The following is a 13324-nucleotide window of genomic DNA, read 5'->3' as shown; positions in this document are numbered from 1 at the left end:
GCATTAATGAAGTATCAAATGGACATTTAATTGTGTCTTTAACTGACCGAAACAACCGTCGCATTGAATTGAGTGGTGATGCCGACGAGGTGATTGCCATGGTAGACGAGTGCATAGATTGGGCTAAGGCGTTGGAGAGAAAACCAAATTTTAACTGCTCGCAAAATCTATGAATACTCAAGGTCCGTTCGCAGACCTCTGCGTGTTAGAGCTCGCCTCCGTGCTAGCTGGCCCTCAGGTTGGGCAATTCTTCGCGGAGCTTGGAGCAGAGGTGTTGAAAATAGAAAGCCCCGCCGGCGATGTCACCCGCACTTGGAAAACCACTGCCGAAACTGCTGCTCCGCAAGTGACTTCCCATGCTTCGGTTTCGGCCTACTTTGCCGCTTCTAACTGGGGCAAACAGTCGCTGGTGCTGGACCTCACTACTGCTGCTGGCCAAGCCCGGCTGCACGTCTTGGCCAGCACAGCAGACATTGTGCTGGCCAGCTACAAGCCCGGCGATGCCGAGAAGCTCAAGGCGGACTATGCCAGCCTATCCGCTAAAAACCCGCGTCTTATCTACGGTCACCTTACCGGCTATGGCCCCGATAATGCCCGCGCCGGCTACGATGCCGTGCTCCAGGCCGAAGCCGGCTTCATGTTCCTCAACGCCGCTGGCCCCGCTCACCCGCCCCAGAAAATGCCGGTGGCCATGGTCGATTTGCTGGCGGCGCACCAACTGAAAGAAGGCCTCCTCACTGCCCTGTTTCAGCGGGAAAGAACCGGCCTTGGGGCGCTGGTGCACGTGAGTTTGCTGGACAGCGCATTGTCGGCCCTTGCCAACCAAGCAGCCACTTTCCTCGTGACGGGGTACGACCCAAAACCCATGGGCTCCGGCCACCCTAGTATCGTCCCCTACGGCACTGTGTATCGCTCTGCCAACGGCCGCCAGCTCGTGCTGGCTGTGGGGTCCGATGGCCAGTTTCGTCAGCTGTGCACTGCCCTAAACCAAGCGGCGTGGGCAACGGACAGCCGCTTTGCAACTAATGCCGCCCGAGTGCAGCACCGCGCCGAACTAGAGCGCCTCCTTACCGACTGCATCGCTGCCGCAAACAGCGATGAGCTGCTGGCCGAGCTTGAGCGGCGAGCAGTGCCAGCCGGTGCTGTGCGCAGCGTAGGAGAGGCTTTGGCTCATCCTTCGGCCGCAGCCATGCTGCTGCCCGGGGCAGCGGGCCTGCGCACAGTGGCATTCCACAGTTCGGAGTGGGAGGTGGCGGCTCAGCTAAGTGCCCCACCCGCATTGAGTAAGCCGTCGCACAGCGACGAGTGAACCGCTGTCGGTGGTTGTTTTTGCAACTAAGGCCTTGCTTTCTTTCGTACCTCCTGGTTCAAGGCAACGGAACCGAGCGGCGTTTCCTGTTCTGCTTATCTTCGTTGTATACCCTCGCGCGTCTGTTATTTGGGGCGTAGCACTAATCCTTTCGCATGGCCAAGTCAACCACTAATTCCAACGCCGAACCGGAGTTGTTCGCCCCCACTGAAACGGCTGGTAATGGAGCCTCCAGCGTAGCGGAGGCCCCAGCCCCGGTCAAAAAGCCGGCTAAAGCCCGTAAGCAAAAAGCTGCTGCCGAGCCTACCGCGGCCCCGGAAGCAGCTCACAGCGGCGCCACTGCTACCGACAACCTCCCCATTGCCCAAGCCGGCTCGCCTACCGCGGCCCCTGCCGACCGCCTCGACCAGATATTCGAAGGTCTAAAGCAGAAATCAACCGCCAAACAAGCCATTTTTCGCAATACCCAAGCGGCCTTTGATTGCTTGCGGCTCGTAACCCAGGAATTGGTGGTTGAGTTGGCGCATAAGCTTACGGCCCTCGATTCGAGCGTGGTGATTGAGTACCGGCCCGTCAACGAGATGGAGTATCACATAAAGTTTTCGGGCGACTTGCTGGTGTTTGTCATGCATTCCAACGTGGTGACGTTCCCCGACGACTACGGCCCCATGAACAGTGCTTATGTAAACGCGGATTTCCGGCGCCGCTTCTTCGGCCACATCATGGCGTACAACTTCATGGCCGATAGTATTAAATATCAGCGTCTAAACGACCCTGGCTACCTCGTCGGCCGCCTGCTTGTCAACATCGACAACCACTACTATCTAGAAGGCGTGCAGCAGCTCGAATTGCCCAACAACGACATGTCGGACAACAAAATCACAACCGACGCCATGCGCCTGTTCGTGGAAAGCGCCATGATTGCCGCCGTTAATAACGACTTAATTGCGCCGCCGCTGCCTGAAATCCAGAAAATCAGCGTCAAGCAGAAATTGGAAAACCAGCAGGTGAGCCGCGGCAGTAAAGTTGGATTCAGCTTCTCGGCGCAGCAGCAGGGTTCTTGATGTGGTAGCTGAGGACCTCACCCCCAGCCCCTCTCCCGCGGAGAGGGGAGCCACGGCAAAAGTGCTAATAAGCTTTCAAACAGAAAGTCCCACTGCGATGAGCAGTGGGACTTTCTGTTTCCATTAGTTTCGTTAGGCTCCCTTCTCCGTGGGAGAGGGGCTGGGGTGAGGTCCCCGGGTGAGGTTTCCCGCAGGTAAATTCTACTTCCCGTAGCCCACCTTTTGCCGCACCTTAGCCAGCACCCCAGCGCCATACTCTTGTGCACGCCGGGCCCCAATCGCCAGCTGAGCATCCAGTTCAGGCAGGTTGTTTATGTAGAAGGTGAACTGCTCCCGCTCCGTAGCGAAGCGACGCAAAATCAGCTCGTACAGTTCCTTTTTGGCGTGGCCGTAGCCGTAGCCGCCGGCCTCATAGTTGGCGCGCATGGTGGCTGTTTCCTCGGCGGTGGCCAGCAGGGAGTAGAGCTTGAAGGTCGTGTCAGTCTCGGGGTTTTTGGGGGCCTCCAGCGGCGTGCTGTCCGAAACGATGCTCTTGACAGTTTTTAGAAGCTCCTTTTCCGGTGCGAAAACGTCGATGATGTTGCCATAGCTCTTGCTCATCTTCTGGCCATCGAGGCCAGGGATGGTCATGAGTTGGGCATCGACGCGGGCCTGGGGCAGCACCAGCGTTTCGCCGTAGCGCGCATTGAAGGCCGTGGCAATGTCGCGGGCTATTTCCAGGTGCTGAATCTGGTCTTTGCCCACGGGCACGATTTCAGCGTCGTAGAGCAGAATATCGGCCGCCATGAGTACCGGGTAGGTGAAGAGGCCGGCATTCACGTCCGACAGCCGGTCCGACTTGTCCTTGAACGAGTGGGCATTGGCCAGCATCGGGAAAGGGGTGAAGCAGCTCAGGTACCAGGTCAGCTCGGTTACCTGCGGCACGTCGGACTGCCGGTAAAACAGGTTCTTCTCCGTGTCAAAGCCACAAGCCAGCCAGGCGGCGGCTACGGCGTAGGTGTTGGCCCGCAGTAGTTCAGGGTCGCGCACGGTGGTGAGCGAGTGCAAATCAGCAATGAAGTACAAGGAGTCGTTGGCTGGGCTTTTCGATAGCTCGATGGCGGGTAGGATGGCACCGAGCAGGTTGCCTAAATGGGGGCGGCCAGTGCTCTGGATGCCGGTGAGAATGCGGGACATGAAGGAAATAGATTACGCTTAGTTGCTGCTGGGCAAAGGCCCTTGTATTGGATAATTTAGAAACTGCTCTTTATTATTCAAGGCATGAATAAAGGTTAGCAGATTGTAAATCGTGATTTTTTTTATCGGCCAACAAGGCTAACAAATCCGGCCTTTCGGTTACATAGGGCTTTAGTGATTCTCGGAATTTCTTTCCTCCACCCTCAAACACACTATATGGAATATCGGTAGCTTCCTTTTCATTGGCTCGTTGCAATAAAATGATAGAGGGCGGTGGCTGATTGGTATTGTATAGGGCGAAATCATATTCATAGCGCATAAGCGACACGGCTCCGCTGTCTAGCAATAGAACGAACCTGTTGTCCGCTATTTCGTGAGACCAGCCTGAAAGATTTCTCATTGTGAAACCACTAGCTCGAATGTAACGGTAAATACCTGTTTTATAAGATAATATGTCTTCCCACGGATACTTTACGCTTGGACCATCCGGGGTCTGCTTCACATCCAAGCTGCTACCACTTCGCAGCAGGCCACTCATCTGAATTTCAGGGATTTTCTTCAACCGGAAGGTTCCCTTCGCGAAATCCGATTGGGCTTGAACAAAATGAGGAACTATAAGGGTAATTATGATGAATAAAAGTGCGCGCATTAACGGTGAATTATCTGGGTTGATTATTAGACAGAAATATTCTCTACTGCCTCCTTCTGCAACTCCACGGTCTCTTCTTGTCCTAGATATTTGTCGATGACATAATGGGCCAGGTAAATCATCGGCGTGAGCAGAATAGCCATCGCAAATTTGTACCAGTAGTTGGTGTTCGCCACCCTCATTACTTGGTCCAGCGACCAGTTACCGAACATATAAAAGGCCACATACAGCACTACAAAGGAGTCGACCAGCTGCGAAATCAGCGTAGAGCCCGTAGCGCGCAGCCACACAAAACGCCCCCCTGTAGCCTTGCGAATAGCGGCGAAAACGGAGGCATCGAGCACTTGGCCGATGCCAAACGCAACGATGGAGCCGGTGATGATGCCCAGTCCCTGCCGAAAAATACTGTCGTAAGCATACTCAATGTCAAACGGCCTTCCAAGGTCATCGGTCTTATTTACATCGAGCCAAAAATCGGCGGGCGGCAGCGTAGTGGTAAGGAAGATAACCCCGAACGCAAACAGGATAAGCGCCACCGTTAGGTAGCTAATCCGCAAGACACCCGCTTTCCCAAAGTATTCATTGATGATGTCGGTAGTCACAAAAACCACCGGCCATATAAGCACGCCCGCCGTGAGGTTGCCGGGCAACCCCATCAGCTTGTCAGCCGAGAATATCTTAACCCCAATAATCTCAGCCAGCAGCGCATTCACAATAAAGATACCGCTGAGAACCAAGTAGAGCTGCTGTTTTTTGTGAGCGTAGGTGGGCATGCAGTAACTCCAGCTATAGAGAGGAAAAAGTCGTGGTATAGTAAGGCAGCGAAGCCGAAAATTGTTGTTGCCAGGCCTCGCGAAAGTGCAAGCTGTAAGCCAACGCTACAAACTTACAATCAGCCCCTCAGTGGCTAGTGCAGTAGCCAGAAACACCTCGTGGGCTTCGTGCAGCAGGGGCTCTAGGCTCTTGTAGCGCCCCGAGAAGTGGCCCAGCAAAAGGTGTTTAACCTCTGCATCGTGTGCGAGCTGGGCGGCTTGGCGGGCGGTGCTGTGGTGGGTTTGGGCGGCGCGCTCTTTTAGGTCTTCCAGGAAGGTGGCTTCGTGGTAGAGCAGGTCGGCCCCGCGAATCAGGTCGGCCAGGGCAGGGGTGTAGAGCGTGTCGGAAAAGAAGGCGTAGCGGCGCGGCACTGGCGGCTGGCCGGCCACGTCGGCATGGCGCAGGCCAGCTTGTTGGCTATCGGCAGGCAGGTCTTCGCCGTGGGCCAAGCGGGCCAGCTGGTCGGGGCGCAGGCCAGCTGGCAATTTGTCCTTGAGAAGGTTGGCGCGGCGGGGCTTTTCGGCAAAGAGGTAGCCGGCGCAGGGAATGCGATGACGCATGGGCAGCGAAGACACCGTAATCAACTCGTCTTCATATACCACGGCGTGGATTTCGGTGTCGACCACCGTAAAATCCATAGGAAAACCCAACTGCATATTGGACACCCGGGCCTGAGCGCTGAGCACTTCATCGAGCCCGGCGGGCCCAAGGATGTGTAGCGGCTGGGTGCGGCCCTGCAGGTGCATGGTGCCCAGCAAGCCAAACAGCCCGAAGTAATGGTCGCCGTGCAGGTGCGAGATAAAAATGGCCTGCAGCTGGTGGGGCCGCACGCGGTGCTCGAGCATTTGCCACTGAGTGCCTTCGCCGCAATCAATCAGGTAGTTGCTGGCGCCTACCGTGAGCACCTGCGCCGTGGGGTGGCGGGAAAGTACTGGAGTGGCCGAGGCCGAGCCCAAAATCTTCAGCTCAAAAGTCAAGGGTGGGGGCTATAATGGCCGCAAGCTATAAGCTGCAAGCCGCAAGCCTGTTCGACTGAACGCGGCTTGCGGCTTGCAGCTTATAGCTTGCAGCTTTAAAAAAGTTACTCCTTATCCGTCAGGTCGCGCTCAATGGCGTGCAAAAATACCCGGTCAATGCCTTCCTCTACCGTGGGCAAAATATGGAGCACCGACTCCAGCTTGCTGATGGTGATGAGCTTGAGCACGTGGTCTTGCAGGCCAGTAAGAACCAGCAGGCCGCCCGTAGAATTGCACAGACGGTTGGCAATAAGAATGGAGCTGAGGCCCGACGAATCCGTGTATTTCACATTGGTTAGGTCGAGAATCAGGTTGTTAATGCCTTCGGCGTTAAGCTTCACAAATTCCGATTTGAGGTCGGGCGCAACAGTGGTGTCGAGCTTCTTTTCCTCAATGGTAATTATGGTGTAGCTTTCTTTTTTATCAATCGTGTACTTCATACAGCGTAGGCAAGGAGGGTAAGAGAACGGCGAAGGTAAAGAAAAAACCCAAAATCTTAGGCGAAGTTGGCTAATGTTTTGCGGCGGTCCTTCGTACGGCCGCGCTTGGTCCGGCAAAGGTTAAAGACGCCCAGGTCGACTGCCAATCGGCGCGGTCGCGCAGCTTGGCTGGGGCCTCGGTCATGCTCACTGTGGCCAGCAAGTAGGGGCCGGGTCCTGACAGACGTAACAGCACTCGCCCGTTTTGGTTAGAACGCACCGTAAAATGTGTAGTAGGCAGGCCGCCAGGCTGCCGCTGCCATATCTGCACGGCGGCCCCGGATACTGGCAGGCCCGCACGTAACACCAATACTGTCAATGCCTTGCCGGCAGAAATCCGATAGGGATTCTGTTCCGGCACCAGTTCCAGTGGCAGGCCATAAATCTTGCGGCAGGCGCTGTCGGTCGCTGCCGCAACTGCTGCTACCTCGCCTACCTGCACTAGCGCTTTGGCGCAGCGGCGGTAGGTTTCGCGGCCTGGCGCGGTCTGCTGGTCACGCTCCTGGCGCAGTTTCAGCGTGTAGTCGAGGCCTTCTTCGCGGAGGTAAGCGGCAAACTCCGCGGCGGGCATTTCAATAAAAGAATTTGTGGAGCGCAGCAGCACCACATGGGTTCCCGGCTTGGTAAAGGCCAAAGCGGTACGAAAAGTATCGGTGGGAGCAAAGCTGGGCGCCGGGGTGAGGTCGGTGGAGTCGGCCGGGGTGGGGCCGAAGCGAACCAGGCGCATCACCTTCTCGGCCTTGTTGGTCCACGGTTCGCCCTTAAAGTTTTCACCAATCAAGGGCCGGATGTTTATTGTCTGTCCGGGCTGCAGGCGGAAGCGTGGCGCTTCAAGCCAGAACTCGTGGGCAGCAGCGCTCAGGCCGGCGCAAACCAAAAGAGCGGCGGGAATAGATATTCTCATCATTGAAGATACAGTGAGTGCTGCGAACCGCTACGAGCCACTAGTCCAATTTTAGTGCGCGCGGCGGCGCACCTGAGTGGTCTTTTACTGCCGCTCCAGCGCCAGGGCGTAGGCCCGGTCGTAGTGTACGCGCAGGTTTTTCCAGTCGAACAGCTCGGCCGAACTCTCTACTGCGTTGCGCTGCATAATGCGCTCGCGGCGGCTGTGCTGCACAAAGTCCCAGAGCATGTTGCAGAGCTCCTCAGCCGATTCGTCGAAGGATTTTTCCTGGCGGTGTACCACAAAAATGCCTTTTTGCTCGGGGTCCGGAATGGTTTGGAGCACGTAGTCGCCAAAGCCCGACAAGTCGGAGGTGATGGCGGGTACGCCGCGGGCCACACATTCGAGCGGGGTATAGCCCCAGGGCTCGTAGTAGGAGGGGAACACGCCCAGGTGGCAGCCGCGCACAAACTGGCCGTATTCCATGCCCAGCAGCGGGGAGGAGGGCGACACAAAATCCGGATGGTACACCATCTTCACCCGGTCGTGGCGGTGATTGAGCAGCTGGGCCCGGCGCATAAAATTCAGGATGTCATCGTCCTGGTCGTTTACCAGGTTGTGGGTGATGACGGAGGGCAGCGCATTGGTTTTCCAGCTTTGCAGGGTGCGGCGGTAGCGCAGCTTCCAGTAGTCGTCGACCATGCTCGTGATGTCGGGCAACTTGTGGTCGGGGCTGGAAGCAGCGGCATAAAACAGCCGCTCGCCCACCTGGCGCTCAATGGCCTGGCAGGTTTCGTGCACTTCGTCGAGCATGGCGCGCCGCTCCAGCACCTGCGGGTTGATGCTGGTGAAAGGACGCTTGGTGATGAAGAACATCACCACCTGGACTTCACTCCCGCTGGCCTGCAGGCGGTGGTTGAGGCGGGCCAGGGCTTCGAGGGTCAGGTCGAAGCCTTTGTTGTGATATTCGTAGCGGCCCGAAGTGAAGAAGTACAGCGTCTTATCCAGATCGAAGGCGTACGACTGGAAGAAGTGGGCCATCACGAATTCGTGAATTTTGGCCTTGTACTGCTGGTGCAGGTTCTGAAACTCGTGCAGGGCCACAAACCGCTCGATGTTGAGTCCGTTGGGCAGCACCGCATCCGGAATCCGGTCCAGTAAATAAATGCACTCGCGCACCGTGAGCTCGCTCACCGTGGTGAAGACGTGGCTGCCATGGGCGGCGGCGCGCTCCATGCGCACGGCCGGCTCGATGTTAAATTTCTTAGCCTCGACTTCCCAGTTCACCCACATGAGGTGGTCGTAGAAGTTGGCGTCGTTCATGGCCAGGTAGCGGCCCAGCAGGGTGGCGTGGGTCGTGAACAGCAGATGGGCTGGCACTTGCAGCCGGCGCAGCTCCGGAATGGCCACGCCCGTCATCCACTCGTGAAAGTGGCCCAGCAGGCGCTGTTCGGGCTTTACCTGGGCCGCCACGTGCTGAAAGAAAACGGTAGTGAGGTGCCCAAAAGCAATTACCTGGTGCAGGAGGTCGTCGTTGTCGGGCGAGGGAATGCCGTGGCGCTGCCAGAGTTCTGCCTTCAACTGGCCCAGTTGGTTGTAGGCCTGAAAAGGATTGATGAGCACGGCGCGGGGACGTCCCGTCACGAGCCAGGTGCCGATTTGCACGTCGTAGCCCTGGGCGCGCATGGTGCGCACAGCGGCCCCGAAGGGGTCGGAAGCCGTGTGAATAGCCAAATCATCGAATGGCTCAAACTCGCCCTGGGCCTGGTTGGGGAAGTAGGGGCCCACCAGGCAATAACGGTCGCCCCAGACGGGGACGGTGGCTGGCACTTTCGAGCGGATAACGGTGTAAATGCCTCCTACCTGGTTACAAACTTCCCAAGCAACCTCTACCAATAAAGCGTCGGGGAACAGGACATCAGGGGCGTGGGGCGTAGGCTGCATAGGGGGAGGATGCGAAATGACAGATGTGTGAACGCGGCGAAAGGTAAAGCTTATCAGCGCTTAGATGCCATTGCAAACGATTTTTTTCGGCCTTTGGTCGAAGTTGCTGCTAATGAGGTACTGCCTCGGCTGCCAAAACTTCGGAGCACGGTAGCTGTTAAGCGCGCTACAATCATTCTTCACCCTGGCGGTGAGCCGATGGCTTGCCCCACCCCATTCTGAACTTGCCGTATGGCTGATACCACCAACATTCTCGCACTCGAACACCCTGTTCTGCCGGTACTAACGCAGCGCCGCAGCCCCCGGGCCTACACCAACCAACCCGTGCCCGCCGATGCCCTGAAGCAGGTTTTCGCAGCGGCATCTTCGGCCGCTTCCTGTTTTGGCGAGCAGCCCTGGCGCTACCTCGTGGGCAACCGCGAAACCAGCTCCGAAGCGTACGATAAAATACTGACCAGCATGGGCGAATTCAACCAGGTTTGGGCTAAAAACGCCCCCGTCCTGGTCGTGAGCATTGCCAAGCTCCACTTCTCGCACGACGAAAACCCCAATGCCTGGGCCCGGCACGACGTGGGCCAGGCCACGGCCACGCTTGCCATTCAAGCCACCGAGCTGGGCCTGCAAATCCACCAGATGGCGGGCTTCTCGGCTGATAAAATCCGGGAAGCTTTTACCATCCCTGCCGGCTATGAGCCAGTGGCCTTGTTCACCATTGGCTACCCCGGCGACGCCAGCCTTCTGTCTGAGGGGCTGCGCGATAAGGAGCTTGCCTCCCGGACGCGCAAGCCGCTGGCAGAGTTTGTGTTTGAAGGCGGCTGGCCCGGGTTGCAGGACGAGCGCTATGACCAAGCCGACGTATAGGCAGATTTTTAGAGAGCCTGACAGGATTAAACAAAAAAGCCACTGCGTTTCCGCAGTGGCTTTTTTGTTCGCAAGCGTAGTGCCTCGCTGCTCGGCTTCCCGCTCAAGAGAAGAGTAGTTTGCAGGCTTACGCCTAGTGCTCTCCCTGCGATAAAATCAGCACCGCATACGGCGCTATTCCGATGGTGCCATGCCACTTGTAGCCGTCGTACTCTCCTTTGAAAGCTTCCGTGCCGAAGCTCTCAAAATCGCCAAATTCGCCATCGTAACCCTGCCAGTCGCTGTTGAAGCGCACCCGCCAATGGCCGGGACCGGGCAGGCCGATGGTATAGGCCTCGTATATTTTATTGGCGAAGTTGGCAACAACGACAGTCGTTTCGCCAGGGCCTTCTTGGGCAGTAGAGCGGGTGAAAGCGACTAGTTTGTCCGTGTTGTTGAGGTGAAAGACGTGGGTGTGCTGGCCGCCCAGGCCTGCCGTGTTGCCGCGAGTGTTGCGGCGCAGGGCAATGAGGTCGCGGTAGAGGTGCACGAGGCCGGCGCGGTGCTCAGCGCGCTGCCAGTCCAGGGGCTCGGTGTCGACGAACGCGCCGTCTGCCAGGAATTCCTGGCCCTGAAACAGCATGGGTATGCCGGGAGCGGTGAGTACCAAGGCCGCGCCCAAGGTGGCGCGCTTTTTCGGAAACCAATGGGCGGCGTCGCCGGGCATGATTTCCTCGGGCAGGCGGGCTTTGCCGTTGGCTACTTCGTCGTGGCTTTCGGTGTAGATGACGCGGCGGAAGGCATCGCCATTGTAGCTGACGGTCAGGGCCTCGGCCACGGCGTGCATGTCGCGGTCAGCATCTTCGGGCGTGGTCAGGGCCCGCACAATGGGGTTAAGGAATTGGTTGTCCCATTGCGAATTGAAGCCCTGTCCGCCGTTTTCGATGGTTTCGGTGATGCCAGCGTTGCCGCGCATGTCCTCGGCAATGGTGATTTTCCAGGGCATGGTCCGGGCAATTTCCTCGTTTATCCAGCGCATCAGGCTCCAGCCATCGGGCAGGTCGGCGGCCGGGTCGCTTTCGCCGTGCACGTTGCGGACAAAGGCAATGGCATCGGCCCGGAGGCCGTCGACGCGGTAGTCGTGCAGCCACATCAGGGCATTGTCGCGGATGTACTGGCGCACCTCGGGGCGGCCGTAATCGGGGCGGTTGTCGCCCCAGGGCGTGTGGGCGCGCCAGTCGTTGTAGAAGTAAATGCCCCCGCCGCCGTTCTCGCTCCAGCCATCGAACTGCCAGAGGTCGAGGTCGCCGGGGCCAAAGTGGTTGTACACCACATCGAGCACCACGGCAATGCCGTGCTCGTGGGCTTTTTTCACCAGTTCCTTGAAAGCCACCGGCCCGCCGTAGTCGCTTTCCAGCGCAAAGGGATTGGAAGGATTGTAGCCCCACGAGCGGCTGCCCGGAAACTCGGTAGCCGGCAGCAGCTCGATGCAATTGATGCCCAAATCGCGCAGGTAAGGCATCTTTTCCGCCACGCTGAGGAAGGTGCCCACGTGGCTGGCGTTGGGGGCGTTGAAGGTCCCCACGTGCAGTTCGTAAATCACCAGCTCGTTCCAGGCGGGCATCCGGAAATTGTCGTCGCCCCAGTCAAAGTGCGGGTTGTGCACTACCGAGGAGCCGGCCGAATTGGTTACCTGCCGGGCATAAGGGTCGTTGCGGTCAAATTCCCTGCCCTGATGGGTGATGCGGTATTTGTACTCGTCGCCGGGCTGGGCGCCTGCAACGTCGGTGGCCCAGTAGCCATCTCCTTCCAGCTGCAAGGTGTTTCGTGCCGCATCCCACTCGTTGAAGGAGCCGATAACGGCTACCGCTTCTGCGTGGGGCGCCCACACCCGAAACGTGGTGCCGGCGGCGTGGGGCACGGCACCCATGCCCGGTTGCAGGGTAGCCGATGGAAGCGAAGGTGTTTTTTTAGTTGGTGTTTTAGCAGGGGATTGGGACGCAACTCTGGCGCGGCCGGATACGGAAGCGATAGGCATTGAAAAAGAAGAAGTTCGCCGCCCGGGCAGCCGAAAATGCAGCTGATGTTGGACGGGGATAGCTCGACAATACGAGAATGGTCGTTTAATGGCCAAACAGTTGAGCTTTTTAGCAGGCACGGACTAAAGACGTGCTCGTGTTTGGCACCGGCTGAGCACTTGGCAGCGTTGCTGGTTATTGCCAGCTTTCGGGCACGAACGCGACCTGGGCTATGGGCTACTCCCGATTTGGATGAATCTGCCCCGATTTTTCACCGCAAGTATCTTCGGCGGTAGGCGGGCAAAAGCTTGCGCCATCCGGCCCCGCGGCGGTGTTGCTAACAGGGGCGGTTATCATGGGGCGCTTTGGCTAGGAGTACAAGCGGCGCTGGCGCACGTAAGGAATTTAATCGAAGATTACGAGTTGCCAATAGCTAGAAGCCATTGGTCGATAGCAAATTGGCTTGCAGTTTAGGGCAACACAACGCATCAATCGGCCATGATTTACTGCCGTAGTGAGCAAATTGCGCCCTGAGCTTGTTCATCGTTCATTAGTAAACTGAAGCAATAACCGCTCACTAAAGAAGAATGCGCCGTCCCAAACCCGTCATTTTTGGTCTTTATGGCTGGTCGCCCGAATATGGCTTCCGGTATATTCACCCCGCCAACCGCCGCTCGTTTGAGTTGCTGGAGCCGGTGGGCAAGCTATTTGAGAAAATCAGCGAAGATGAAGAAGGGGAATGGGTGACCATCCGCTACGACGAACAGCAGTTTCTCGTGAAACCGGAGCTGTTCAAGGAAATATACCACAAGCCCAAGTTCAGCTTCGGCGACTCGGTGGAGGAAGTGACGCCGGAGCCGGGCCAGTACCGCCACTTTGGGCAGGTTTCGGATGTGTTCTGGGACGAAAGCACAGACACCGCCACGTATCAGATTGTGGAACGCAAGCGCAAGCTGCCGAAGATTTTCAAAGGCTCGGAGCTGCGAGCTGATTAGGCTCATTTCTTCCGTAAAGAAATAAAGGCAAGAAAAAGAGTATCATGCTGAGCTTGTCGAAGCATCTCTACCGCAATAGTAAATCAGATTACTTACGCGGTAGAGATGCTTCGACAAGCTCAGCATGATACTCTTTTT

12 protein-coding genes are annotated in these 13324 nt (G+C 57.3%); 4 read left to right on the top strand and 8 right to left on the bottom strand.

The window, feature by feature from the left end; translation table 11 throughout:
- Window positions 1-169 precede the first annotated feature (169 nt).
- Together ACP7AJ_RS11090 and ACP7AJ_RS11085 are read left to right on the top strand one after the other, a co-directional pair.
- Window positions 170-1309 carry a CaiB/BaiF CoA transferase family protein gene (locus ACP7AJ_RS11090; protein ID WP_426060261.1) on the top strand — a complete coding sequence of 380 codons (1140 nt, stop codon included), beginning with the start codon at window positions 170-172 and terminating at the stop codon, window positions 1307-1309.
- Window positions 1310-1464: 155 nt separating this feature from the next.
- Window positions 1465-2373, top strand: coding sequence for a hypothetical protein (locus ACP7AJ_RS11085; RefSeq protein ID WP_426060260.1), 909 nt, complete (start codon window positions 1465-1467; stop codon window positions 2371-2373).
- A 201-nt stretch (window positions 2374-2574) separates the two neighbouring features.
- Here ACP7AJ_RS11085 and trpS read toward each other — a convergent pair whose 3' ends face one another.
- The 7 genes from trpS to ACP7AJ_RS11050 form a co-directional block, all read right to left on the bottom strand.
- Window positions 2575-3549, bottom strand: a complete 975-nt coding sequence (trpS, locus tag ACP7AJ_RS11080; protein WP_426060259.1) for a tryptophan--tRNA ligase — start codon at window positions 3547-3549, stop codon at window positions 2575-2577.
- A 73-nt stretch (window positions 3550-3622) separates the two neighbouring features.
- Window positions 3623-4198: a hypothetical protein gene (locus ACP7AJ_RS11075; RefSeq protein ID WP_426060258.1), complete on the bottom strand. Its 576-nt coding sequence runs from the start codon at window positions 4196-4198 to the stop codon at window positions 3623-3625.
- 26 nt (window positions 4199-4224) lie between these two features.
- Window positions 4225-4971, bottom strand: coding sequence for a queuosine precursor transporter (locus tag ACP7AJ_RS11070; RefSeq protein WP_426060257.1), 747 nt, complete (start codon window positions 4969-4971; stop codon window positions 4225-4227).
- 105 nt (window positions 4972-5076) lie between these two features.
- Complete coding sequence (locus ACP7AJ_RS11065; RefSeq protein ID WP_426060256.1) at window positions 5077-5988, bottom strand: ribonuclease Z; 912 nt, start codon at window positions 5986-5988, stop codon at window positions 5077-5079.
- 104 nt (window positions 5989-6092) lie between these two features.
- Window positions 6093-6467, bottom strand: coding sequence for an STAS domain-containing protein (locus ACP7AJ_RS11060; protein ID WP_046246220.1), 375 nt, complete (start codon window positions 6465-6467; stop codon window positions 6093-6095).
- A 70-nt stretch (window positions 6468-6537) separates the two neighbouring features.
- Window positions 6538-7413, bottom strand: a complete 876-nt coding sequence (locus tag ACP7AJ_RS11055) for a DUF4198 domain-containing protein (RefSeq protein ID WP_426060255.1) — start codon at window positions 7411-7413, stop codon at window positions 6538-6540.
- Between the two features lie 81 nt (window positions 7414-7494).
- A complete protein-coding gene (locus ACP7AJ_RS11050) occupies window positions 7495-9333 on the bottom strand; it encodes a glycosyltransferase (RefSeq protein ID WP_426060254.1) in 1839 nt (612 codons plus the stop codon).
- A 231-nt stretch (window positions 9334-9564) separates the two neighbouring features.
- On the opposite strand from ACP7AJ_RS11050, the gene ACP7AJ_RS11045 reads away from it, so the two are divergent.
- Window positions 9565-10194: a nitroreductase family protein gene (locus ACP7AJ_RS11045; protein ID WP_426060253.1), complete on the top strand. Its 630-nt coding sequence runs from the start codon at window positions 9565-9567 to the stop codon at window positions 10192-10194.
- A gap of 133 nt (window positions 10195-10327) precedes the next feature.
- Here ACP7AJ_RS11045 and ACP7AJ_RS11040 read toward each other — a convergent pair whose 3' ends face one another.
- A complete protein-coding gene (locus tag ACP7AJ_RS11040; RefSeq protein WP_426060252.1) occupies window positions 10328-12211 on the bottom strand; it encodes an alpha-amylase family glycosyl hydrolase in 1884 nt (627 codons plus the stop codon).
- A 567-nt stretch (window positions 12212-12778) separates the two neighbouring features.
- Here ACP7AJ_RS11040 and ACP7AJ_RS11035 point away from each other — a divergent pair.
- Window positions 12779-13186, top strand: a complete 408-nt coding sequence (locus tag ACP7AJ_RS11035) for a DUF6960 family protein (protein WP_426060251.1) — start codon at window positions 12779-12781, stop codon at window positions 13184-13186.
- Window positions 13187-13324 lie beyond the last annotated feature (138 nt).

Source organism: Hymenobacter sp. B1770 (assembly GCF_049896385.1).
In the GTDB taxonomy this organism is placed as follows: Bacteria; Bacteroidota; Bacteroidia; order Cytophagales; family Hymenobacteraceae; genus Hymenobacter.
The sequence above is the reverse complement of the archived record's forward strand: the minus strand, read 5'-3'. Positions and strand labels throughout refer to the sequence as shown.

What these genes read in the sequence shown, in the direction of transcription:
- ACP7AJ_RS11090 (WP_426060261.1), top strand. Translation starts at nt 170, where the DNA reads ATGAATACTCAAGGTCCGTTCGCAGACCTCTGCGTGTTAGAGCTCGCC.
- ACP7AJ_RS11085 (WP_426060260.1), top strand. Translation starts at nt 1,465, where the DNA reads ATGGCCAAGTCAACCACTAATTCCAACGCCGAACCGGAGTTGTTCGCC.
- trpS (WP_426060259.1), bottom strand. Translation starts at nt 3,549, where the DNA reads ATGTCCCGCATTCTCACCGGCATCCAGAGCACTGGCCGCCCCCATTTA.
- ACP7AJ_RS11075 (WP_426060258.1), bottom strand. Translation starts at nt 4,198, where the DNA reads ATGCGCGCACTTTTATTCATCATAATTACCCTTATAGTTCCTCATTTT.
- ACP7AJ_RS11070 (WP_426060257.1), bottom strand. Translation starts at nt 4,971, where the DNA reads ATGCCCACCTACGCTCACAAAAAACAGCAGCTCTACTTGGTTCTCAGC.
- ACP7AJ_RS11060 (WP_046246220.1), bottom strand. Translation starts at nt 6,467, where the DNA reads ATGAAGTACACGATTGATAAAAAAGAAAGCTACACCATAATTACCATT.
- ACP7AJ_RS11055 (WP_426060255.1), bottom strand. Translation starts at nt 7,413, where the DNA reads ATGATGAGAATATCTATTCCCGCCGCTCTTTTGGTTTGCGCCGGCCTG.
- ACP7AJ_RS11050 (WP_426060254.1), bottom strand. Translation starts at nt 9,333, where the DNA reads ATGCAGCCTACGCCCCACGCCCCTGATGTCCTGTTCCCCGACGCTTTA.
- ACP7AJ_RS11045 (WP_426060253.1), top strand. Translation starts at nt 9,565, where the DNA reads ATGGCTGATACCACCAACATTCTCGCACTCGAACACCCTGTTCTGCCG.
- ACP7AJ_RS11040 (WP_426060252.1), bottom strand. Translation starts at nt 12,211, where the DNA reads ATGCCTATCGCTTCCGTATCCGGCCGCGCCAGAGTTGCGTCCCAATCC.
- ACP7AJ_RS11035 (WP_426060251.1), top strand. Translation starts at nt 12,779, where the DNA reads ATGCGCCGTCCCAAACCCGTCATTTTTGGTCTTTATGGCTGGTCGCCC.